Source organism: Methylobacterium sp. WL64, assembly GCF_008039945.1.
Lineage (GTDB): Bacteria > Pseudomonadota > Alphaproteobacteria > Rhizobiales > Beijerinckiaceae > Methylobacterium.
The window spans coordinates 30,413-52,064 of record NZ_VRVA01000009.1; the positions used below are offsets into that span (position 1 = coordinate 30,413).

Here is a 21,652-nt window from a genome sequence, read left to right on the forward strand (position 1 = left end):
TTGAAACCGGGATTTTTTTGATGGGTCGGCGACCGGGGCTCAGTTCGCCGGCGCGAAATGCCCGCGGTAGCGCGCGCCGATCGCCTCGACCGGAAGCGCCACGAACACATCGGTGGTGCCGAACTGGCGGTCGATCACCGCGCCCTCCCCGAAGGTCGCGCCAAGCCGCAGATAGCCCTTGATCAGGGGCGGCAGCGCCTGAAGAGCCGCCTTGGGATCGACCGCCTCGCGGGGCATCCGATCCATGGACACCGCACGCTCCGGCAGGGCCCGGGCCCGCCACGCCTCGGGTGCGCGGGCATGGTGGTGTAGGAATGACAGCGGCAGGGCCAGCCGGTCCGGATCGGTGCCCTCCAGGCTGGCGCAGCCGATCAGCGCATCGATCCGGTGATGCAGCACGTAGGCGTAGATCCCCTGCCAGAGCAGCTCGACGGTGCGCTTGCTGCGGTAGGGCTTGAGCACGCAGGAGCGGCCGAGTTCCAGCAGGCGCCGATGCCCCTGCGCCGCCAGGATCGGCTCCAGATCGTATTCGCCCTCGGAGTAGAAGCCGGCATGGCGCTCGGCGACCTCGCCGCGCAGCAACCTGTAGGTGCCGACCACCTTGGGCCGATGCTCGACGAACGGCTTCTTCCGCCGGGGCGCGTCATGGTCGAGGACGAGGAGATGGTCGCAGAGCGCGTCGTAGGCGTCGGCGTCTCGTCGTGACAAAGCCGCAAGACCCGTCGGGATCGCCGCCATTTCTTCGTAGAACACCTTGAACCGAAGGCGCTGCGCGCGCCGGATTTCGGATTTCTTCGAAGCTAACCGGACCTCGAGGTTGCCGATCCGGCCCAGGCTGCGCCCCTCGAACGGCTCCGGCAGACGGATCGCCCGCTCGCCCGACAGGATGTCGGCGATGGCCGCCGGTTCCGCCTGGACGAGCGCGTGGCGCCGCCGCAGTTTCGCGATCGGCGCGCCGACCCCCCATTGAACGCCCTTGTGCCAGCCGGCTCCGAGCGCGCTGTAGGCTCCGCGGGCGAGATTGGCGACCATGGACGGGTTCACTCCGGGCGCACGATCGTGCACCGTCGGGAAGGACAGAGAGCACGAACCGCACACGCCATTATGACAGCCCCGACACGAAAGCGCCCCGGCCGGGGCCGGGGCGCTCCAACAGCGTAGCGGGTTCCGAGCCGCGACCGGATCAGGCCGCCTGCGGGACCGGGTCCTTGCGCACGTCACCCTCGATCACCGGGGCGGACGGGGTCCCGGCCGTGGCGATCTGGATGCGGCGCGGCTTCTTCGCCTCCGGGACCTCGCGGACGAGGTCGATGTGGAGGAGGCCGTTCTCCAGGGCCGCGCCGGTCACCTGGACGTGGTCGGCGAGCTGGAAGCGGCGCTCGAAGGCACGGGCCGCGATGCCCTGGTGCAGGAACTCCGCCTTGGGCTCGGCCTTGCGCTCGCCCTTCAGGGTCAGCGCATTCTCCCGCACTTCGATCGACAGGTCGGACTCGGTGAAGCCGGCGACCGCGACGGTGATGCGGTAGGCGTTCTCGCCGGTCCGCTCGATGTTGTAGGGCGGGTAGGTCGGCGCCGCCTCGGCGGTGGCGAACTGGTCGAGGGCGGAGAACAGTCGGTCGAAGCCGACGGTGGAACGATACAGGGGAGCGAGATCGAACTGACGCATGACATATCCTCGTATGAGCAACATGCAGAAGCGGTCCGCCCGATGGGCCGGACCCGTCGTTCGTGCCGCCTGACGGCCGGCACAGACGGGATATCGGGGGGCAAAAAACCGGGTTCAAGACCTCCGGAAGGACCCGGGTGCGAGATTTTTCCGCTACGGTGACGCTTGCATGCGGACCCGGCATGCGGACGGACTGAGGTTGGCCCGTGAGACGGTTGGACGGCGATATCGGACGGGAGCCGCCGCTCCTGACCCTGCGCGGCACGCCGGACAATCCGGTGCCGCCGGGCGGCACCCTGATCGCGGTCGGCACCCGCGACGACTGCACGCTGCGGGCCGCCTACTGGCAGGCCACGACGCGGACCTGCCGGGGCACGGTCTGCCTGCTCCAGGGACGGGCCGAATTCATCGAGAAGTACTACGAGACCATCCACGACCTGCGTGCGCGGGGCTTCGCCGTGGTGGCGTTCGACTGGCGCGGCCAGGGCGAGTCGGACCGGCGGGTCGACGACCCGCACAAGGGCCATGTCGGCCGGTTCGACGATTATCGCCTCGACCTGCGGGCGGTGGCCGAGACGGTGCTGGTGCCGCTGATGCCTGAGCCGCATGTCGGCCTGGCGCATTCGATGGGGGGCTGCGTCGCGCTGATCGGGGCGCTCGACGGCTGGCTGCCGTTCCGGCGTTTGGTGACGGTGGCGCCGATGCTGTCGATCCGGATGGTGCGCTGGCCCGCCGGGGCGGCGTTCCTGTCGCGGTCCCTGCACCGGATCGGGCTGGGCGACCGCTACATCCCGCTGGGCAAGCCGGTCTCGATCGCCACCAAGCCCTATGTCGGCAACCGGCTGTCGCGGGATCCCGCGCGCTATGCCCGCAACGCGGCGGCGGCCCGGCAGGTCGGCGCCGGCGCGGTCGGCGACCCGACGATCGCGTGGCTCGCGGAGGCGTTCCGTGCGATGGCGCGCCTGCGCGACCCGCGCGCCGCCCCGCGCATCACGCTGCCCACCCTGATCGTCGCGGCCGGCGCCGACCCGGTCTGCGGGACCCTGGACACCGAGCGGTTCGCGGCGCGGCTGAAGGCCGGCCACATCCTGGTCCTGCCGGATTCCCGGCACGAGATCCTGAGCGAACGGGACGCCATCCGGCAGGATTTCTGGGCGGCCTTCGTCGCCTTCGTGCCGGGCTCGCCCCTGCCCTCCCACACGGAGGTTGAGGCACATCAGGCGGTGCCGGTGGCCTGAGCCGTCAGCCCCCCAGATCGGGGTCGATGTCCCGCGGCCGCACGAACCGCTCCAGCCGCCCCTGCCCCGGGGCGATCGCCGACCAGGCCGCGGCGTCGAACGCGATCACCGCGTAGGCGGCGGTGGGGAATTCCGTGGCGAGGCGCGTGCGTTCCTTGCGCGGCCCCTCCCCGGCCAGGGTCGCGGCGAGGTCGCCCAGGCCGGGATTGTGGCCGACGACGATCACGGTTTCCGCGCTGTCCGGCGCCCCCCGGATCAGCCCGAGGATCCGCTCGGCCGGCGCCTCGTAGATGTCGTGGTGATACCGCGCCTCGGGTGCGCCGAGGGCGGCCGAGACCGCATCCCAGGTCTCGCGGGTGCGGGTGGCGGTGGAGACCAGGGCCAAGTCCGGTCGGGGACCCTCTTGGCCGATGTGGCCGCCGACAGCGGGCGCGGCCCGGCGGCCGCGGTCGTTGAGCGGCCGTTCGTGGTCGGCGACGCCGGCCGGACGATCCGACTTGGCGTGCCGCAACAGGATCAGCCTGCGCATGGAGCGGGCCCTTCTCGGGATGGGGTGACCGACGCGCGCCGAACAGGCGCGGGGGCCCGGTTAGCGCAAAGCGCGGCGCCCGGGAACCTCGGCGATCCTGCCCGGTTCGAAAAGCTGGGCCGCCGATGCGGGACGCGCATAGGGTGGCGGTCTCTGTCGGAGGAGGTCGCGCCATGGATCGCTCGCCCCGCGTTTCGGAGATCCTGTCCTGGTACGGGGCCGACAGCCCCGGCACGCTGACCAACCTCGCCCGGATGCTGGAGCACGGCCGGCTCGGCGGCACCGGCAAGATGCTGATCCTGCCGGTGGATCAGGGCTTCGAGCATGGCCCGGCCCGCAGCTTCGGCCCGAACCCGCCGGCCTACGATCCGCATTACCATTTCGAATTGGCCCTGGCGGCGGGCTGCAACGCCTACGCGGCGCCGCTGGGCTTCCTCGAGGCGGGCGCCCGGGACTATGCCGGGCGGATCCCGCTGATCCTCAAGCTCAACGACCACGACCTCCTGGCCGACGAGGAGGATCCCGAGCAGGCGATCACCGGCTCGGTGGCGGACGCGCTGCGGCTCGGCGCTTGCGCCATCGGCTTCACGATCTATCCGGGCTCCGCGCACCGCAACGCCATGTATGGCCAGATCCGCGCGATCGCCGAGGAGGCCAAGAGATCCGGGCTCGCAGTGGTGATCTGGTCCTATGCGAGGGGCTCGGCGCTGTCGAAGGACGGCGAGACCGCCATCGACGTGATCGGCTACGCGGCTCAGATCGCCGCGCAGCTCGGAGCCCACATCATCAAGGTCAAGCTGCCCACCGCCCATATCGAGCAGCCGGCGGCCAAGAGGGTCTACGAATCCACCGGCATCCCGATCGGCACCACGGCGGAGCGCGTCCGCCACGTGGTGCAATGCGCCTTCAACGGGCGGCGGATCGTGATCTTTTCGGGCGGTGCCCAGGCCGAGGACGACACGTTCCTCGACGAGATCCGGGCCATCCAGGCGGGCGGCGGCTTCGGCTCCATCGTCGGCCGCAACGCCTTCCAGCGCGCGAAGGCGGATGCCCTGACGCTGCTGGGGCGGATCACCGATATCTATGCCGGCAAGGCAGTTTGACGCTCAGCCGCCGCGCTGCTCCCGGCGCATCATGAAGGCCAGCTTCTCGAACAGGCTGACATCCTGCTCGTTCTTGAGCAGCGCGCCGTGCAGCGGCGGGATCAGCTTGCGGCCGTCACGCTCGCGCAGGGTCTCGGGCGAAATATCCTCAGAGACGAGGAGCTTGAGCCAGTCCAGCAGTTCGGAGGTCGAGGGCTTCTTCTTGAGGCCCGGGACCTCGCGGGTCTCGAGAAAGACCCGCAGGGCCTCCTCGACCAAGCGGTGCTTGATGCCCGGATAGTGCACGTCGACGATGCGCATCAGCGTCTCGGCGTCCGGGAACTTGATGTAGTGGAAGAAGCAGCGGCGCAGAAACGCGTCCGGCAGTTCCTTCTCGTTGTTCGACGTGATGATCATGATCGGCCGGCGCACGGCCTTCACGGTCTCGCCGGTCTCGTAGACATGGAACTCCATCCGGTCGAGTTCGGTCAGGAGGTCGTTGGGGAACTCGATGTCGGCCTTGTCGATCTCATCGATCAGAAGCACCGGCCGCTCGGGCGCAGTGAACGCTTCCCAGAGCTTGCCCCGGCGGATGTAGTTGCCGATGTCCGAGACCCGCGGGTCGCCGAGCTGCGAGTCGCGCAGGCGCGAAACAGCGTCGTACTCGTAGAGGCCCTGCTGGGCCTTGGTGGTCGACTTGATGTTCCAGACGATGAGCGGCGCGCCCAGGCCCCGGGCGATCTCCTCGGCCAGCACGGTCTTGCCGGTGCCGGGCTCGCCCTTGACCAGGAGCGGGCGCTCCAAGACCACGGCGGCATTGACCGCAGCGGTCAGGTCGGGGGTCGCGACGTAGGACTCGGTTCCGGAAAATCGCATCGCGCTCTCGGAGAAACTGGCCTGGACGCAACCGGTAGCGCGTGGCGATGCCGTCCCGCAAGCGATACGGGTCTACCCCTTCTCGTGCCAGACGCAGTTCCGGGCCAGGATCTCCAGGTTCACGTCGGACTGCTGCGGCTGCGGCAGGGTCTTGGTGTCCATCGCGAGGTCGATCTTGATCTCGACCTGGCCCTTCGACTCGTTGGAGCGTCGGGAGAAGTAGCAGTACTGCTGATAGGGCTGGTCGGCGTTGTCCTTGAAATTCCAGCCGGTGACGATCTGGCCGTCGAGATAGGGTACCTGCTTGAACACCGTGAAGGTGGTGTTCACCGCCGCCTTCGAGGCCGGGGCGGCGTCGCTGCCGAGCTGCGCCTTCGTGGGCGTCGGTGTGCCGCCGCCACCCATCTTGGGCAGACCTTCGAGCTTGAGCGTGTTGTCGGTCAGCGTGACCTCGCCCTTGGTCTTCAGGGTCACGTCCGAGAGCGCGGTCTGCATGGCCGCGGCGATCTTCTCGGCCGCCGTGTCGAACTGGTTGAGGGTGGCCCAGCCATAGGCCGCCGCCCCGATCCCGATGCCGGCCAGGCACGCGAAGGCGCCGAAGCCCAGCGCGCGGAACAGGAAGGCCCGCGCCGCCACGTAACTCGAATCCGCCCGCAGGCGGGAGTTCACCTGCTGGGCGAGGGCGACGTTCTCAGGGGTGCCGCCGGCGACGTAGTTCATGCGCCGGCTCCCGCGGCAGGGAGGGGCTGACCCGGAACGGCCTGACCCGGATGGCTCTGGCCGGGCAGGCTCTGCTGGGTCTGGGCGGGGCGGTTCATCGGGATCACCGCACCCGTGGCGTTGGCCGCGCGGGGCAGGATCGGCTCGGGGTTCGAGCGCAGCGCGTCGGCGATCGCGTCCAGCATGTAGGGCGCGGCCTCCGGGTTCACGGCGGCGCCCAGGTCGTCCTCATCCATGAAGGTCCGGCGGGTCGAGACCGCGCAGAGCGCCAGGATGGTCGACGCGAAGGCGGCGCAGACGGCGGGCAGGAACACGAAGATCCGCAGGAAGGCGTGGACCTGTTGCTCGGTCACGTCGATCGGATCGACGCCGTAGACCATCGCGGTGAAGGAGTGCAGCTGCGAGCGGTTGACCGCGTTGCGGTAGCCCTGCTCGGCATCGGCCACGCGCCGGTCGGCGGCGCCTGGGTCGAGGGTCGCGCGCGCCTTGCGGGCGTCCTCCAGTTCCTTGATCAGCACGGCACGGTCGGCCGACGCCTTGGTCACGCCCGCCGACAGGGCGGCCACGCGCGGGTCGGCCACGCATTTCAGGTTCTGGTACTTGCGGCCCTTGCTGTTGGTGCCGAACACCCGCTCGCAGCGCTGGGCCGGCAGGCCGGCAAGCTGCTGGGCGTTGTCGGAGGACCGCTTCTCGATCTGGTCGAGCTCGGTCGTGTACTGCGCCACGCGCTCGTCCGCCGCCTTGATGCGGTCGCCGATCGTGGCGCGGTCGGCCTGGGCGTCCTTCAGGGCGGTCTTGGTCCGGGCGGCTTCCATCAGGCGGGGATGGAACATCATCTCGCCGAGCTGCGACACCGACTTGGTGGTGACGCCGGCCGCGAAGATGATGCCGAGCACCGCGAGCCCGCGCACGAAATGCGAGCGCTGGGTGCGGGCCAGGATGCCGAGCGGCACCCGGCACAGCTCCACGGCGGCGTAGACCAGGGGCGCCAGCAACATGAAGTAGAAGGCGTGCCAGTCGCCGTCGCTGTAGACGCCCGCGAACAGCCATGCGCCCCAGAGCGAGGCGCCGATCACCATAAACTCGACGAGATACGCGATCGCCACGTAGCCCCACTTGATGCGGTAGCCGCGGTCGACGTGGCGCTGGTGCACCCACCGGTCCGACTCGAGCCGCCACTCGCGGCGCTCGCGCTGCAGATCGCGACTCGGGGGGGCCGTCGGACCGGAGAATATCGACTTGATGGAGATCATCGGCCTCGTCACATCCATCGGGTCCAGTCGCAGGCGCCGTGTTACAGCTCGGGCGCGGTCCTGGCCGAACTTAACGCCCAGTTAACCGCCGCGTGTATGCGGGCATTGTGCCGATTTTGGGCCGCCCTGCACGCAATTCGCCGGTGGATCGCCGGCAAGCCGCATCCGGGTGGCTCAAATGTCTCACCCGAGCCGTGTATCCGGCTTGTGTCCGAGCGCACCTCGCCGGCCTTGCCTTGGCCGAAAGCGGTTGCCCGCTGCGCGGGGCCGACCCATGATCGCGCATCCGTGATTGGTCTCCGCGCCGGTCGGAAACAGGAGGTTCGATCCGCCGCCGATGCCAGAAGTCCACGCCGGCTCCTACAAGGAAGCGATCCTGTTCCTCGTCACCGCGGGGATTGTGGTGCCGTTGTTCCACCGCCTGCGGATCTCCCCGGTGCTCGGCTTCATCGGCGCCGGCGCCCTGCTCGGACCGTTCGGCCTCGGTCGGCTCGCCGACACCCATCCCTACGTCCACCTCTTCACCATCGGCAACCGCACCGAGATCTCGCACCTGGCCGAGTTCGGGGTAATCTTCCTGATGTTCATGATCGGGGTCGAGCTGTCGTGGGAGCGGCTGCGCACCCTGCGGCGGCTCGTGTTCGGCCTCGGCTCGCTGCAGGTCGGCTGCTCGACGCTGATCCTCGGGGCGATCCTGTACGGGCTGCAGGTGCCGCTTGCGGGCGCGGTGATCGTCGGCATCGGGCTGGCCCTGTCGTCCACCGCGGTGGTGCTGCCGGTCCTGGCCGAGCAGAAGCGGCTCAACGCGCCCTCCGGCCGCGCCAGCTTCGCGGTCCTGCTGTTCCAGGACCTCGCGGTCGCCCCGGTCCTGTTCGCGATCGCCGTCCTCGGCCGCGGCGACGAGGGCGACAAGGGCTGGGCGTTGGCCATGGCGCTGGGCCAGGCCGCGATCGCGCTGGTGCTGATCGTCGTGGCCGGCCGCCTCGCCCTGCGCCCGCTGTTCCAGCTGGTGGCGCGGACGCGCTCGACCGAGCTGTTCATGGCGGCCTGCCTCCTGGTCATCGTCGGCACCGCGCTGACGGCGGCGGCGAGCGGCCTGTCGATGACGCTGGGTGCCTTCGTGGCCGGGCTGCTGCTGGCCGAGACCGAGTACCGCCGGGCGATCGAGGCGACCATCGACCCGTTCAAGGGCCTGCTGCTCGGCGTGTTCTTTGTCTCGGTCGGCATGAACCTGGATCCCGCCCAGCTCATGGCGGCGCCCGGGGCGATCCTCGGCCTGTCGCTGGCGCTGGTGCTGATCAAGGCCGCCGTGGTGATGATGGCCGCGCCCGCCCTCAAGATCTCGCGCCCGGTGGCCCTGGAGGCGGCGTTGCTGCTCGGGCCGGGCGGCGAGTTCGCCTTCGTGCTGATCGGGGGCGCAGTCGCCACCGGGCTGGTGCCGGAGGATGTCGGCGCCGCCGCGCTCATCGTGACCACGGTCACCATGATCATGATCCCGGCCCTGGCGGCCTTGGGCCGCAGGCTGAGCCGTGGCGCGGCCAGCGCCGCCCAGGCCGCCATGAAGACGGAGCCGCTTCCGGAGCGGGTGGAGAACCGGGTGGTGATCGCGGGCTTTGGCCGCGTCGGCCGCCAGGTCGCCGAGATGCTGGACCGGCACGGGATTCCCTACCTCGCCCTCGATTCCGACGCGGCCCGGGTCGCCGAGCAGCGCCGGGCCGGCGCGCCCGTCTACTTTGGGGATTCGGGCAACACCGAGATCTTGCGCCGCTGCGACATCGCCACGGCGCGCGCCCTTGTGGTCACCCTCGACAATCCGCGGGCGGTTGAGCAGGCGGTGGCGGCGGCCCGGGCTGAGCGGCCGGACCTGACGATCGTCGCCCGTGCCCGCGACGCCCGGCACGCCTCGGCGCTCTACGAGCTGGGCGTCGACGACGCCGTGCCGGAGACGATCGAGGCGTCTCTACAATTGTCGGAGGCCGTGCTGGTCGATGTCGGCGTGCCGATGGGGCTCGTCATCGCGTCGATCCACGAGCGGCGGGACGAGTACCGCGCGCTGCTCAAGAAGCGCGAGAACGAGGCCAAGCCGATCTTCCGGGCCCGGCGCACCGTCGGGAAGGCCCTCGGCAAGCCGCCGGCCAAGAAGGAGGCGCCGCCGCGTCAGGAGGCCGGGCGCCAGGAGGCCTGAGCCGGCCCGCAGCGAGCGTGAGCCGGGTGCCGGCTCACGCCGGGGCGAGCTGCGCCTCGGCGTGCTTGGGCTGACGCGTGACGCGGTTGCGCGGCGCCGGCTCGAACCCGTCGGCGAAGCTGCACCGGTACACGATCTCGTCCGCCGGCCCGAGGCCGGTGACCAGCGGGACCGTCACGGTGTCCCCCGAGAAGCGCCAGCCGCGCGCGCCCTTGTCCCAGTACAGCCACACGGTCCCGGGGAACCCCCGCAGGGTGAACACCGCGGCCTTGCGCGACAGGGCTTGTACGGCGCGCGGCGCGTACATGCCCTTGGCGTGATAGGCCTCCCGGGTCGTCTCGGGCTGGCGATCCATGAAGGTGTTGCGCACTAGTTGAATCGTCGCACCCGGCTTCCCGAGAAACCGTTTGAAATCCGTCAGATTCCGCAGGATGACCGCCATTGCTGGTCTCCTCGCTTCGGTTGGTGCGGCACGCGTCCTCGCGGCTGAACACACCTGAGATGCCGAGTTGAGCGATTCCCGTGACCGTTTCAGTGTCTGCGCGAGGCTTGGACCCGCACATATCAACAGATTCGGTGAGTTATGCCCAGCTTATGACTCTCCGAGGCTTCTGGAGACTCTCCGGGAGACTCCGGATTAGCGCTTCGCCTGCCGATGAATCTTGTCGACCATCTGAAAAGACTCTGAGATCAGCGCCGGACGTGCCGGCTGCCGGATCCAGAACTTGGCTGATTCGCCCGGGCTTGACCCGCGCGCTTTGCTGGCGCGTTCTTCGGGGATGCTGCTGCACTTCTTCACGGCCCTCCGAGATGCCAAGGTTCCCGTCTCCCTCAAGGAGTACCTGACCCTGCTCGGCGCCCTCGACCGGGGCTTGGCCGAGCGGGACGTCGAGGCGTTCTACTTCCTGGCGCGCACGGCCCTGGTGAAGGACGAGGCGCATCTCGACCGGTTCGACCGGGTGTTCGGCACCGTCTTCAAGGGGCTGCAGACGCTCGGGGAGGCGGTGGAGCCTGCAGCCATCCCCGAGGAATGGCTGCGCAAGCTCGCAGAGACGTATCTGACCGATGCCGAGAAGGCCGAGCTGCAAACGCTCGGCTGGGACAAGCTGTTCGAGACCCTGAGGCAGCGGTTGGCCGAGCAGAAGGAGCGTCACCAAGGCGGCTCGAAATGGATCGGTACCGGCGGGACCTCGCCGTTCGGCGCCTACGGCTACAATCCCGAGGGTATCCGCATCGGCCAGGACGGCAACCGCAACTTCCGCGCGGTGAAGGTCTGGGACAAGCGCGAGTTCAAGGATCTCGACGACGACCGCGAGATCGGCGCGCGCACTATGCGCCTCGCTCTGCGGCGGCTGCGCCGCTTCGCCCGGACGGGAGCGGCCGAGGAACTGGACCTCGACGGCACGATCCGCGAGAGCGCCCGCCAGGGCTACATCGATGTGCGGCTGCGGCCTGAGCGGCGCAATGCCGTGAAGGTGCTGCTGTTCCTAGACGTCGGCGGCTCGATGGACTGGCACATCGAGCAGGCGGAGGCGCTGTTCTCGGCGGCGCGCTCGGAGTTCAAGCACCTCGCGCATTACTACTTCCACAACTGCCCCTACGAGGCGGTCTGGACCGAGAACCGGCGCCGCCACGACGCCAGGACCCCGCTGCCGGAGGTGATCCGCACTTACGGCAGCGACTATCGGGTGGTGTTCGTCGGCGACGCCTCGATGAGCCCCTACGAGATCGCCACGCCGGGCGGGTCGGTGGAGCACTGGAACGCGGAGCCGGGCGCCGTGTGGCTGCAGCGGCTCCTCGCCCATTTCCCGAAGGCGGCGTGGCTGAACCCGGTGCCGGAGACTCACTGGGGCTACACCCAGTCGATCGGGATGGTGCAGCGGCTCGTCGGCGACCGCATGTTCCCCCTCACCCTCGATGGGCTCGACGCGGCGGCCCGGGTGCTGGTGCGGTGAGAGCCGCTACCCCTGCTGGGACGGGGTCGAGACCACGAGCCCGTCCAGGTTCGGGGCGATCTTGATCTGGCAGGACAGACGGGAATTCTCGCGCACGTCGGAGGCGAAATCGAGCATGTCCTGCTCCATGTCCTGGGCCTTGCCCACGACGTCGATCCACGCGTCGGCGACGTAGACGTGGCAGGTGGCGCAGGCGCAGGCGCCGCCGCACTCCGCATCGATGCCCGGGACGTTGTTGCGCAGCGCCGTCTCCATCACGGTCGCGCCGACGCTGCCTTCGACGGTCCTCTCCGTCCCGGCGTGGTCGACGTATGTGATCTTGGGCATGCTCGGCTCCGGGCTCGCGTCGAGCGGCCTCGCTTCGACGGGCGGGGTGACTGCTTGGCGGCTGAGGCCATGGAATGCAAGCGCGGTGGCGGCGGTCCGTTCCGGATCGATCGCCGCATCGGCGCATGTTCGGCGAACGGCCGCTCTTAAGACTCGGCGTCCGGCGCGATCTCGGCCAGTGCCGCCGCAACGGCCTGAACGAGGTCGTCGAGGGCGACCGCCTCGGCGCCGGCCCGCAATCGTGCCTCGGCGGCGTCCGCGCAGGCGCGGACCCGGGTGGCGCCGACTCCGGAGGCCGAGCCCTTTAGGGTGTGGGCGAGGTCGGCGCGCTGGGCCGCTGGCAGGGACGGGTCGGTCAGACGAGGCAGGATCGACCGGCATTGCCCGGCAAACAGCGCCAGCACCTCGTCGGCCAGCTCGGCGTCGCCGAAGGTCTGCGCATCGAGCTCCGCACGATCGATGGCCAGCATGCTCGAACTCCCGGAATCCGCAATCTTCTGGGGGTTGCCGAACCTCTCCCCATGATTCACCCCCCGATTCGCCGGACGGGGATCGCGCAGGGACCCTCATCTGCGCCAAGATGGTGGAGCCGGAAGGCGGCGGACCCGGTAACCATTCTCGTAACGGTTTCTGGGGTCGGACGGCGGCTCGGGTATCGGCAATCGGTGTCCGCGTCTAATCCTGTAATGGTAAACGGGACGTTGCGTCTCTGGCATCAGCCTCCCCAGGTGCCGGTGAAACCCGTGTGACGAGGCGTTGAATGGCGACCGAGAAGAAGCTGAAGGATCCGGCCGAGGCCGCGCTCTCTGCGATCGAGCAGGCGCTGAACCTCGACGCCCTGACGCCGACCGGCACCGAGAGCCGCGCCGAGCCGCGCCTGCCCGATGTCGGGGATGCCGATCCCCTGCTCGACGGTGCCCTCGATCCGGCCGGCCGCCAGACGCCGCCGCGCCTCGACCTCGACCCGCCCCTCGCCTCCGACCTGCCCCCGCCCGGCCGGGAGCGCCCGCGCCGCGAGGGCGGCCTGCTGCCGCCCGACCGCTCGCTGGTGGCGAACGACGACCGGCGCAACATCGGGATCCTGCAGCAGACCCTGCGGGTGCGGTCCTCGCCCAAGCCTTACCTGTACGCGTTGCTGGCCGGCCTCGCCTGGGTCGCCGGCTTGGTGCTGGTCGCCTGGCTGCAATCCGGCGGCGACCTGCGCGGCGTCGTCTCGGGCCTCACCCCGCTCCAGGCGTCGGTGGGCGCTGCGGCCCTGCTCGGACCGGTCGTCCTGTTCGTGATCGCCGCCATGCTGGCCGCACGGGCGCAGGAGATGCGCCTCGTCGCCCGCGCAGTCGGCGAAGTCGCGGTGCGCCTGGCCGAGCCCGAGAGCTTCTCCACGGACGCGGTCCTGACCATGTCGCAGACGGTGCGCCGGGAAGTCGCCGCGGTCGGCGACGGCGTCGAGCGTGCGCTCGCCCGGGCCGGCGAGCTCGAGACCCTGGTGCGCGGCGAGATCGCCACCTTGGAGCGGGCCTATTCCGACAACGAGATCCGCATCCGCTCCCTCGTCGAGGAGCTGGTGGCGCAGCGGGAATCCATCGTCACCAACGCCGAGCGGGTGCGCGGCGCGATCACCGGCTCCCACCAGAGCCTGAGCCAGGAACTGGAGGGCGCGTCCGAGCGGATCGTCCTGGCCCTCAACGGCGCGGGCGAGCGCGTGACCGGGGCGCTCGACGCCCGCGGCGCGGCCATCACCGCATCCCTGGGCGAGGCCGGCGACCGGGTCGTCAGCCTCATGACCGGCCGCGGCGACGAGCTGATCGAGAACCTCGCGGCGACGAGCGAGGGCGTGCGCGGCAGCCTGCTGGACGTCGGCGAGAGCCTGACGCGCGCCTTCGAGACCCGCGCCCAAGACGTGACCGGCGCGTTCCAGTCGACCGGGGACGCCCTCACCGGGCGGATCGCCGAGAGCACCGCCTCCGTCGCCCAGAGCCTCGCCGAGACCGGCCTGCGCGTCAGCGAGTCCCTGGAACGCCAGGGCGGCGTCGTGCGCGAGAGCTTCGAGCGCTCGGTGATCGGCCTGGAGAACGCCTTCCTGTCGCGGAGCTCCGAGCTGACAGACCGGTTCGGCGCGATGGGGACCCAGATCACCGCGCGCTTCGCCGAGACCGGCGCGGCCCTTACCCAGGACATCGCCGGCCGTGGCCTGGCGCTGCGTGCCGAGATCGAGAATGCCGGACTCTCCGTCGCCGAAGCGATCGAGAGCCGCGGACGCGACGCCCAGGCCGCCCTGGCGCTGGCCATGGGCGGCGTCGGCGAGACGCTGACCAGCCAGGCCGGCACCGTGCGCGACGACCTGATCGGCACCGCCGAGCGGATCGCCGAGACGATTTCCGAGCACGGCAACGCCCTGGCCGGGCGCATGGACGGCATCGCGGCGCGCCTGCACGACACCGTGACCGTGCAGGCCTCGGACCTCGAGGGCCGCGTCCAGGCGGCGGCCGAGCGGGCCGGCGGCCACATCACCGACCGGACACAGGCGGCCACGCAGAGCCTGGAATCCGCCTTCTCGGCGCTGGGCCACGGCTTCGAGGCCGGCGCCGCCGCCGCCGTTCAGTCCCTTCGCGGCTCCGCGAGCACCGTCACCGGCGAACTCGAGGCCCATACCCGCGCGGCCTCAGCCCGCCTGGCCGACACCCTGCAGACCTTGCGCCACGGCTCGGCCGAGGTGACCAGCGCGGTCGAGGCCGAGACCGCGAACCTGCTGACCCATTTCCGCGATGCCGCCGACCGGGCCGGCATCGAACTCGGCGAGCGCAGCTCCGCCGCGGTGACCGCCCTGCGCGGCGCCCTCGACGACCTCAACCGCGAGCTGTCCGCCCGCACCGACGATGCCACCGGCAGCCTGGCGCAGGCCGCCCGCGCCATCTCGGACGACCTCGCCGCCCGCATCGGCGAGATGGAGTCCGCCTTCGGCGAGCACGGCAAGGGCGTTGCCGAACTCCTGGCCAGCCATGCCGAGGAGACCCAGACCCGGATCAGCGGCACCGGCCGCGACATCGTGCTCGCGGTGGCGAGCCAAGGTGCGCGGATCGCCGACACGCTCAGCCAGACCGGCGCGAGCTTCGCCGAGACCGCCGACGGCCGCGTCCGCGCCATCGACGAGACGCTGGGCAGCCGCCTCGCCGCCCTGCAGGAGACCATCGCCCGCGGCGACATCCTGGCCGACCGCATCGGCCGCGACACCGCGACGATGGGCGAGACCGTCGGGGCCCGGCTAGAGGAGATGGACCGGCTCATCACCGTCAAGGGCCAGGCGGTGGCCGAAACCATCGCGACCCGCGCCCGCGAGGCCGGCAGCCTGGTCGAGACCCATCTCGGCGACCTGGAAGCGCGTTCCGCCAAGCGCGCCGCCGAGATCGGCGACGTCGTGGCGAACCTGGTCGATCACGTCGACGGCCGGATCGACGCCCGCGGCAAGGCCCTGAACGAGGCGCTGGCCGCCCGGACCGGGGAGATGGCCCGGATCATGGAAGAGGGCAGCCGCAACCTGGTCGCGGTGCTCGACGGACGGGCCGAGGGGCTCGGGCAGGACATCGATCGGCGCACCGCCGAGATGGCCCGCCGCATCGCGGGCAGCGCCGAGCATTTCGACGCCGGCGTGATCAGCCGTCTGCAGGAAATCGCCAACGCCCTCGATGAGCGCGCCCGCCTCGTGGATGAGAGCTTCGGCGTGCAGGCCTTCGAGGCGATCCGCCTGATCGAGGCGCGGACCCGCGCGGTCGACGAGGAACTGGCCGGCCGCACCCGCGACCTGGTCGCGACGATCACCGACCGGACCGGTGGGATCGACAAGGCGATGGCCGAGAGCATCGGGAGCCTCACGGGGGCCGTCGTGGAATCCACCCGGGTTCTCGAGGCCTCGCTGTCGGGCCGGGTGCAGGAGATCGTCCAGCTGGTGGACGAGCGGGCCCAGAGCGCCGACGCGGCCCTCTCTGCTCGGACAGAGGCCGTGCGCGCGGCCTTCGCCGAGCGCTCGGAGCTGCTCGCGAAGCTGATCGACGAGCGCATCACCGTCATGTCGAGCGAGCTCGACGAGAAGGGCCGCACCGTGTTCGGGGCGATCGGCGGCCGCATCACCGAGCTGGCGCGCCTGTTCGATCGCGGCGGCACCTCGCTGGCCGAGCTGATCGACCAGCGCGGCGACAGCGTCCTGTCCAAGCTGCAGCAGACCATCGCGGATGCCGAGCGGATGCTGGAGGCCGGCGAAGGCCGCCTCGGCCACACCCTGTCGAGCCGCACCGCCGACATCAGCGGCCTGCTCGACGAGGGCGTGCGCTCGGTCCACGGCCTGCTCGACGACCGCACCAACCAGATCCGCGTGATGCTGGATGGCCATGCTGGAACCCTGGCCAGCACCCTCGACGGCCGCATGGGCCCGCTCAACGAGGCGCTGGACACCCGCGGCCGCGCGCTGATCGCCGCCGTCGAGGACGCCTTCGGCAGCGCCGCCGGAGCCTTGGATTCCCGGACCCAGGCGCTCGGTGGCCTGTTCGACGAACGCCTCGGGCACTTGGAGAACCTGGTCGAGGGCCGCGGCAACCGCCTCGCTGAGACCCTGGACGCCCGCGCCCAGGGCCTGCGGACCCTGTTCGAGGAAGCCCACACCGCCCTCGACGCGGTGGTGGAAGGCGGGGGCGGCCGCTTCGCCGCCTCGGTCGACACCAAGATCCAGGCGCTGCGGACGATGCTGGAGGCGGCGCCCGCCGCCGTCACCGCGCTGGTCGAGACCCGGGAGCGCCAGCTTGCCGCGACGCTCGACAGCCGCACGCAGCGCCTCCAAACCCTGTTCGAGGAGGCTCAGGCAGGCCTGCGCGATCTCGTGGAGGTGCGCGGCCAGGAACTCGCCGACACGATCACCACCCGGACCGAGGGCCTGCGCCAGACCCTCGACGCGGCTCCCACCGACATGGCGGACCTGCTGGACGCGCGCTTTGCCGACCTGCGTGCCCTGTTCGAGCGCGCTCAGTCAGAGATCGACCGCCTGGTCGACGGCCGCGGCCGCGAGATCGCCGGGGTGATCGAGCACCGCACCCAGGCCCTGCAATCCGTGATCGAGCAGGCGAGCCCGGCCATCGCCGGCCTGCTGCAGGCGGGTGAGACCCAGCTGGCCCAGGCCTTCGAGGCTCAAAACGGCGACCTGCAGGCCCTGTTCGCGCAGGCCCAGTCGGAGATCGACCGCCTGGTCGACGGCCGCGGCCGCGAGATCGCCGGGGTGATCGAGCACCGCACCCAGGCCCTGCAATCCGTGATCGAGCAGGCGAGCCCGGCCATCGCCGGCCTGCTGCAGGCGGGTGAGACCCAGCTGGCCCAGGCCTTCGAGGCTCAAAACGGCGACCTGCAGGCCCTGTTCGCGCAGGCCCAGTCGGAGATCGACCGCCTGGTCGATGGCCGCGGCCGCGAGATCGCGGGGACGATCGAGCATCGCACCCAGGCGCTGCAGACCGTGATCGAGCAGGCGAACCCGGCCATCGCCGGCTTGCTCGAGGCCCGCGAGACGCAGTTCGCCGAGACCTTCGAGGCCCGCAGCGGTCAGCTCCGGACCCTGTTCGAGCGGGCGCAATCCAGCCTCGAGCTTTCTGTGGAGAGCCGCGGCCGGGAGATCGCCATGGCGGTCCAGGCGCACACGCAGGACCTGCGCACGCTCCTCGACGCGGCGCCCACGGGCGTGGCCGCCCTCCTGGACACCCGGATCGAGACCCTGCGTACGACCTTCGACGAGGCGCGTTCAGCGATCGAGACGCTGCTCAGCGAGCGCAGCCAGTCGCTGCTCGACGCCGCTCAGGGGCGCACCGGTTCGCTGGTCGAGGCGTTCGACGCACGGATCCGCGACCTCGACGGCGTCGTCGAGGGGCGTACCGCGGCCCTGGTCCACACGGTCGAGGCGCAGAGCGAGGCGCTGGCCCGCGGGGTCGATGCCCGCGCCGACGCCTTCACCCAGCGCATCGACAGCCGCATGCGGCTGTTCGCGACGCTGGTCGCCCAGCGCGCCGAGACGCTGGCCACCGCCTTCGACGACCGCCACGACGCTTTCGCGGTCCTCATGGACGAGCGCACCGCCAGCCTCGTGGCGGCGCTCGACGAGCGGGCGCGGGCACATGCCGGGCAGGTCGACGCGCACAACGCCGCCCTGGCCGACACGCTCAGCCGTCGCGAGGCCGCGCTGGCGGGCCTGATCGACGCCCGCACCGAGGCGCTGGGGGCCGGCTTCGAGCGCCGCGCCACCGCGCTCGGCGCCCTGGTCGATGCCCGCGGGGAAGCCCTGTCCCGTCGCCTTGCGGAGAGCGCCGAGGTGCTGGTCCGCGCCATCGAGGAGAAGGGCGGGGCGCTCATCGCCAGCGTCGACGGCAGCGGCCGTGCGGTGGGCGACAGCCTGGAGGGGCATGTCGATCGCCTGCGCGCCGCCATCGACGGGCCGATGCTCGACCTGTCGCGGGCCCTGGCCGACCGTGCCGACGCGATCGAGCGCGTTCTGATCGAGACCGGCGTGCCGCTGGCCGAGACCCTGCGGCTACAGACCGAGGAACTGGCCGCGCAGTCGCGGGCCTCGGCCGAGCTGCTCCGCGCCGCCATCGACGATGGCGCGGGCCGTGCCCTCACCGAGCTGTTCGAGACCAACGACCGGCTGGGCCGCGAACTGGGTGCCGTCCTCCAGCGGATCGAGGGCGCCAACGCCGCCCTGGGCGAGCTGGTGTCCGGTGCCGGAACCAATCTCGGCGCGATCGAGCAGGGTCTGGCGGGCCGGGTCGAGCAGGTCCAGTCGGCGCTGCAGCGCATCGCCTCGGAGACCGGCCGCGCCACCGCGGGCGTGGCGTCCCAGGTCGAGGCCCTGCGCGAGGTCGCCAACACGGCGCTCCGCGAGGCGACCGGCCTCGCCGAGTCCCTCGACGGCCGCGGCCGTGCACTCGGCGAGCAGACCTCGGTGCACGTCTCGGCGCTCGACCGGGCGGCCTCGTCGCTCGCCGCGATCGAGGAGCGCCTTGGGGCGACACTGGCGGGCCGCGAGGCCGCGCTCGCGGAGGCGCTGGCCGGCTTCGAGGCGCGCGCCAGCACCCTGGAGCAGCAGGGCGGTGCCCTGGCCGAGACGATCGAGCGCACGCTGCGGACTGCCGAAGAGCGCGCCCGCGCCGTCGGCGAGGCGCTGACCCGCTCGGCGGAGGGCGCGGGGGCTTCGGTCACCAGCGCCTTCGAGGGCCTCAAGGACAGCGCAGGGGCGGAGAGCGAGAAGGCAGCCCAGGGCGTGCGGCAGGCCATCGAGGAGGCCGCTCGGGAGATGCGCAGCGGCCTCGACGAGGCGCAGACCAAGTTCGGTGCCTCCGTCTCGTCCCTGCGGGAGATGGCGGGCTCGATCCGCGGCGAACTCGACGCGACCCGCGCCGAACTCGCCCGGGGCGTCCTCGACCTTCCGCGCGAGACGCAGGATGCCACCGGCGAGATGCGCCGGGTGGTGGCCGACCAGATCAAGGCTCTGAACGAGCTGTCGGCCCTGGTGTCCCGCACAACCCGCTCGGTGGACGTGGCCCAGCCGCAGGCCCAGCGCCGGGTGGCCGAGGGCGGCTCCCGCGCCGTCTCGGCGCCGCAGGCCGGCAGCGTCGCGGTCTCGTCCGCCGCGTCCGTCCAGGCCGTGGCGGCCCCGGCTCTGCCGGCGCCCCAGGCTCCGGCGCGGTCCGCCATCGGTCCGGCCCGGATCGAGGCGCCGCGGCCCTCCGCGACCGCCCGCCCCGCCGCCATGACGGCGGGCGGCGCCAAGCGCGGCTGGCTGTCGGACCTGCTGACCCGCGCCTCGCTGGACGAGGACGACGATGCCGAGCCGGCGGCCACCAGCGCCGCGTCCCCGGCCCCGACGGGCCGCCAGACCGCGGCGCAGTCTCAGGCCCCCGCCGAGACCGGTCGGATCGCGCTGGACACGATCTCCACCGACATCGCCCGGATGATCGAGCACCGGACCGTGGTCGACCTGTGGGAGCGCTATCGCCGGGGCGAGCCGAACCTGTTCGACCCGCGCATCTACACGCCGCAGGGCCGGACCACCTTCGCGGAGATCCAACGCCGCTACCGCGCCGATGCGGAGTTCCGCCGCAGCGTCGACCGGTACGTGGGTGAGTTCGAGCGGCTGTTGGGGGACGTGGTCAAGAACGACAGCGACGCCAAGCGCACCGACGCCTATCTCACCTCGGAGACCGGCAAGGTCTACACGATGCTGGCCCATGCCAGCGGGCGCTTCGACGGCGCGTAGGACGACGGCCGGCGCGGGTGCATCACGTGCCCGCGCCGCCGATACGCGGCCTCAGAGCAGGCCCAGCCCGACCAGCTCGCGGCGCAGGGCCTCGGGCATCTCGGCGAGATCACCCGATTGCCCGGCGCCCAGGTCGGCCGGCGCGTCCCGGGCCGTGAGGTAGCGCCAGCCCTGGAATGGGCGGCAGGGGCGGGGCGACACGGGAACGAGGCGCGGATCGAAGACGAGCCGGCAGCGCGGGATGCCGTCCTCTCCGGTCAGCTTCTCGATCGCGGTGATCGCCTGCCGACAGGACAGGGTCCCGCGGATCACCCAATAGATCGAGCCCTTGCCGGCGATCTCGCGATGGCGCTTGGGCAGGGTGCGGGTGACGTGGAACGGTTCGGCCGGACGTCCCTCGCGCAGCGCCTCGGTCCGGAACCGGTCCTGACGGGCTTCGAGGTCCGCGATCGAGGCGGGTCCGACGCAGAGCTTGATCAGGTTCAGGGCCACGGAAGCGTTTTCGTCTGACGGCCCTCGGCGGGCGGGCCCCCTGATAGCAGGCTCCGGGCGCGTCCGCGCCGTCAGGCGAACAGGGCGAGCCGCTGCTCCGGCGGCAGCGCGTCGATCGCCGCGAAACTCAAGGCCGGCAAGCCCGGTTCCAAGGCGTGTGCGGCCGCGAACTCGGCCCGATCCGCGTCGGGGCTGGGCTCGGCATGTACGGCATCCATGCCTGCGAACGCGTCGGCCGCCGCGAGGTCCTCGACCGTCACGCTCTCCGCCTCCTCCGAGACCGGCAGGAACACGATGTCCTCGTGCAGCGGCGGGCTTCCCGGGCGGGCGACGAGCGCCGCCGCCGTCACGGCGGGGACCTCCATGGCGATGTAGCGGTCGATGTCGCTCTGGCATAGGTCGAGCGGCGGCGCGTTTGGCAGGGCCCCGGCCGCCGGGTTGACCGGCATCGGCGGGATCCGCTCGGCCTCGCTGCCCCAGATCGCGATCATCGACGCGAGCCGGTCCTCGAGGTAGCGCAATGTGTAGACGATTCGGGCGGTGCGCTGGGCGGTGAGATCCTGGAACGAGCAGGCCGTGTAGATCGCGGTCGCGTGCCGATCCAGCGCGTCGCAGGTCGGGGCGTCGGCGCCCCGCTCGCGCAGGGTCCAGGCCGCCTCCTGGATCGCTTCGGCCGAGCCGAGGATGTCGGAGGTCGCCTGCTCGGTCTCGCGTACGATGGCGTCCAGCGCCAGGGAGGCCTGCGTCAGGCGGGTCTGCTCGTTGTCGCGCGCGCTGATCGCGGCGATCTCGGCCTTGGTCTGGCTGATCGCCGCGGCCATCTCGACGAGGTTGCCGTGCAGCTGACCGAAGGCTTGGTTGTCCCGCTCGGCCGTCACCACGTGCTCGAGCCGGCTCATGGCGCCGAGCAGCATCTCGGTCTCGGCGGCCCGGTTGCGCCGGGCATACTCGGCCAGGAACCAGCGCCCGCGCTCGCTGAGGCAGATCGTCGCCTCGATCGCCTCGTACTCGGCGAGGGCGCCTGCGGGGGCTGAACCGGACATGGAAT

Annotated in this window: 16 protein-coding genes; 5 read left to right on the plus strand and 11 right to left on the minus strand. The window is 71.2% G+C overall.

Going from position 1 to position 21,652, the window contains the following annotated elements:
* Nucleotides 1–39: 39 nt before the first annotated feature.
* Both FV242_RS07010 and FV242_RS07015 read right to left on the minus strand, forming a co-directional pair.
* Complete coding sequence (locus FV242_RS07010) at nucleotides 40–1,032, minus strand: GNAT family N-acetyltransferase (protein ID WP_147908612.1); 993 nt, start codon at nucleotides 1,030–1,032, stop codon at nucleotides 40–42.
* A gap of 151 nt (nucleotides 1,033–1,183) precedes the next feature.
* A complete protein-coding gene (locus tag FV242_RS07015; protein WP_147908611.1) occupies nucleotides 1,184–1,666 on the minus strand; it encodes an Hsp20 family protein in 483 nt (160 codons plus the stop codon).
* A gap of 206 nt (nucleotides 1,667–1,872) precedes the next feature.
* Between FV242_RS07015 and FV242_RS07020 the strand changes: the two genes are divergently transcribed.
* Nucleotides 1,873–2,904, plus strand: coding sequence for an alpha/beta fold hydrolase (locus FV242_RS07020; protein WP_147938429.1), 1,032 nt, complete (start codon nucleotides 1,873–1,875; stop codon nucleotides 2,902–2,904).
* 4 nt (nucleotides 2,905–2,908) lie between these two features.
* On the opposite strand, the gene FV242_RS07025 is transcribed toward FV242_RS07020, so the two are convergent.
* Nucleotides 2,909–3,433: a histidine phosphatase family protein gene (locus FV242_RS07025; RefSeq protein WP_147908609.1), complete on the minus strand. Its 525-nt coding sequence runs from the start codon at nucleotides 3,431–3,433 to the stop codon at nucleotides 2,909–2,911.
* 173 nt (nucleotides 3,434–3,606) lie between these two features.
* Between FV242_RS07025 and FV242_RS07030 the strand changes: the two genes are divergently transcribed.
* The gene (locus tag FV242_RS07030) at nucleotides 3,607–4,536 is read left to right on the plus strand and encodes a class I fructose-bisphosphate aldolase (RefSeq protein WP_147938430.1); all 930 of its coding nucleotides are present in this window, start codon (nucleotides 3,607–3,609) and stop codon (nucleotides 4,534–4,536) included.
* 3 nt (nucleotides 4,537–4,539) lie between these two features.
* Here the strand turns inward: FV242_RS07030 and FV242_RS07035 are convergent, their stop codons facing one another.
* From FV242_RS07035 to FV242_RS07045, 3 genes are all read right to left on the minus strand, one after another.
* Complete coding sequence (locus FV242_RS07035) at nucleotides 4,540–5,391, minus strand: MoxR family ATPase (RefSeq protein WP_147938431.1); 852 nt, start codon at nucleotides 5,389–5,391, stop codon at nucleotides 4,540–4,542.
* 72 nt (nucleotides 5,392–5,463) lie between these two features.
* Complete coding sequence (locus tag FV242_RS07040; RefSeq protein ID WP_147938432.1) at nucleotides 5,464–6,111, minus strand: hypothetical protein; 648 nt, start codon at nucleotides 6,109–6,111, stop codon at nucleotides 5,464–5,466.
* Complete coding sequence (locus tag FV242_RS07045; RefSeq protein ID WP_147938433.1) at nucleotides 6,108–7,382, minus strand: ATPase; 1,275 nt, start codon at nucleotides 7,380–7,382, stop codon at nucleotides 6,108–6,110. The genes FV242_RS07040 and FV242_RS07045 overlap by 4 nt, the downstream gene beginning before the upstream one ends.
* Nucleotides 7,383–7,701: 319 nt before the next feature.
* On the opposite strand from FV242_RS07045, the gene FV242_RS07050 reads away from it, so the two are divergent.
* Entirely contained in the window at nucleotides 7,702–9,549 is a 1,848-nt protein-coding gene (locus FV242_RS07050) for a cation:proton antiporter (RefSeq protein WP_147908604.1), read from the plus strand.
* A 34-nt stretch (nucleotides 9,550–9,583) separates the two neighbouring features.
* Here FV242_RS07050 and FV242_RS07055 read toward each other — a convergent pair whose 3' ends face one another.
* A complete protein-coding gene (locus tag FV242_RS07055; RefSeq protein ID WP_147938434.1) occupies nucleotides 9,584–9,991 on the minus strand; it encodes a hypothetical protein in 408 nt (135 codons plus the stop codon).
* Between the two features lie 337 nt (nucleotides 9,992–10,328).
* Between FV242_RS07055 and FV242_RS07060 the strand changes: the two genes are divergently transcribed.
* The gene (locus FV242_RS07060) at nucleotides 10,329–11,504 is read left to right on the plus strand and encodes a VWA domain-containing protein (RefSeq protein WP_147938484.1); all 1,176 of its coding nucleotides are present in this window, start codon (nucleotides 10,329–10,331) and stop codon (nucleotides 11,502–11,504) included.
* A gap of 6 nt (nucleotides 11,505–11,510) precedes the next feature.
* Here FV242_RS07060 and FV242_RS07065 read toward each other — a convergent pair whose 3' ends face one another.
* Together FV242_RS07065 and FV242_RS07070 are read right to left on the minus strand one after the other, a co-directional pair.
* Nucleotides 11,511–11,831 (minus strand): 2Fe-2S iron-sulfur cluster-binding protein, encoded by a 321-nt coding sequence (locus FV242_RS07065; RefSeq protein WP_147908602.1) that lies wholly within the window; start codon nucleotides 11,829–11,831, stop codon nucleotides 11,511–11,513.
* Between the two features lie 146 nt (nucleotides 11,832–11,977).
* Nucleotides 11,978–12,301 (minus strand): Hpt domain-containing protein, encoded by a 324-nt coding sequence (locus FV242_RS07070; RefSeq protein ID WP_147908601.1) that lies wholly within the window; start codon nucleotides 12,299–12,301, stop codon nucleotides 11,978–11,980.
* A 290-nt stretch (nucleotides 12,302–12,591) separates the two neighbouring features.
* Here FV242_RS07070 and FV242_RS07075 point away from each other — a divergent pair, with 290 nt between their 5' ends.
* Complete coding sequence (locus FV242_RS07075) at nucleotides 12,592–20,112, plus strand: hypothetical protein (RefSeq protein ID WP_147938435.1); 7,521 nt, start codon at nucleotides 12,592–12,594, stop codon at nucleotides 20,110–20,112.
* A 51-nt stretch (nucleotides 20,113–20,163) separates the two neighbouring features.
* On the opposite strand, the gene FV242_RS07080 is transcribed toward FV242_RS07075, so the two are convergent.
* A complete protein-coding gene (locus FV242_RS07080; RefSeq protein ID WP_147938436.1) occupies nucleotides 20,164–20,604 on the minus strand; it encodes a DUF1489 family protein in 441 nt (146 codons plus the stop codon).
* 71 nt (nucleotides 20,605–20,675) lie between these two features.
* Entirely contained in the window at nucleotides 20,676–21,647 is a 972-nt protein-coding gene (locus tag FV242_RS07085) for a hypothetical protein (RefSeq protein WP_147938437.1), read from the minus strand.
* Between the last annotated feature and the right edge of the window lie 5 nt (nucleotides 21,648–21,652).

Excerpts from the sequence above, each read along its gene's own strand:
- FV242_RS07010 (WP_147908612.1), bottom strand. The coding sequence starts at position 1,032 with ATGGTCGCCAATCTCGCCCGCGGAGCCTACAGCGCGCTCGGAGCCGGC.
- FV242_RS07015 (WP_147908611.1), bottom strand. The coding sequence starts at position 1,666 with ATGCGTCAGTTCGATCTCGCTCCCCTGTATCGTTCCACCGTCGGCTTC.
- FV242_RS07025 (WP_147908609.1), bottom strand. The coding sequence starts at position 3,433 with ATGCGCAGGCTGATCCTGTTGCGGCACGCCAAGTCGGATCGTCCGGCC.
- FV242_RS07030 (WP_147938430.1), top strand. The coding sequence starts at position 3,607 with ATGGATCGCTCGCCCCGCGTTTCGGAGATCCTGTCCTGGTACGGGGCC.
- FV242_RS07035 (WP_147938431.1), bottom strand. The coding sequence starts at position 5,391 with ATGCGATTTTCCGGAACCGAGTCCTACGTCGCGACCCCCGACCTGACC.
- FV242_RS07040 (WP_147938432.1), bottom strand. The coding sequence starts at position 6,111 with ATGAACTACGTCGCCGGCGGCACCCCTGAGAACGTCGCCCTCGCCCAG.
- FV242_RS07045 (WP_147938433.1), bottom strand. The coding sequence starts at position 7,382 with ATGGATGTGACGAGGCCGATGATCTCCATCAAGTCGATATTCTCCGGT.
- FV242_RS07050 (WP_147908604.1), top strand. The coding sequence starts at position 7,702 with ATGCCAGAAGTCCACGCCGGCTCCTACAAGGAAGCGATCCTGTTCCTC.
- FV242_RS07055 (WP_147938434.1), bottom strand. The coding sequence starts at position 9,991 with ATGGCGGTCATCCTGCGGAATCTGACGGATTTCAAACGGTTTCTCGGG.
- FV242_RS07060 (WP_147938484.1), top strand. The coding sequence starts at position 10,329 with ATGCTGCTGCACTTCTTCACGGCCCTCCGAGATGCCAAGGTTCCCGTC.
- FV242_RS07065 (WP_147908602.1), bottom strand. The coding sequence starts at position 11,831 with ATGCCCAAGATCACATACGTCGACCACGCCGGGACGGAGAGGACCGTC.
- FV242_RS07070 (WP_147908601.1), bottom strand. The coding sequence starts at position 12,301 with ATGCTGGCCATCGATCGTGCGGAGCTCGATGCGCAGACCTTCGGCGAC.
- FV242_RS07075 (WP_147938435.1), top strand. The coding sequence starts at position 12,592 with ATGGCGACCGAGAAGAAGCTGAAGGATCCGGCCGAGGCCGCGCTCTCT.
- FV242_RS07085 (WP_147938437.1), bottom strand. The coding sequence starts at position 21,647 with ATGTCCGGTTCAGCCCCCGCAGGCGCCCTCGCCGAGTACGAGGCGATC.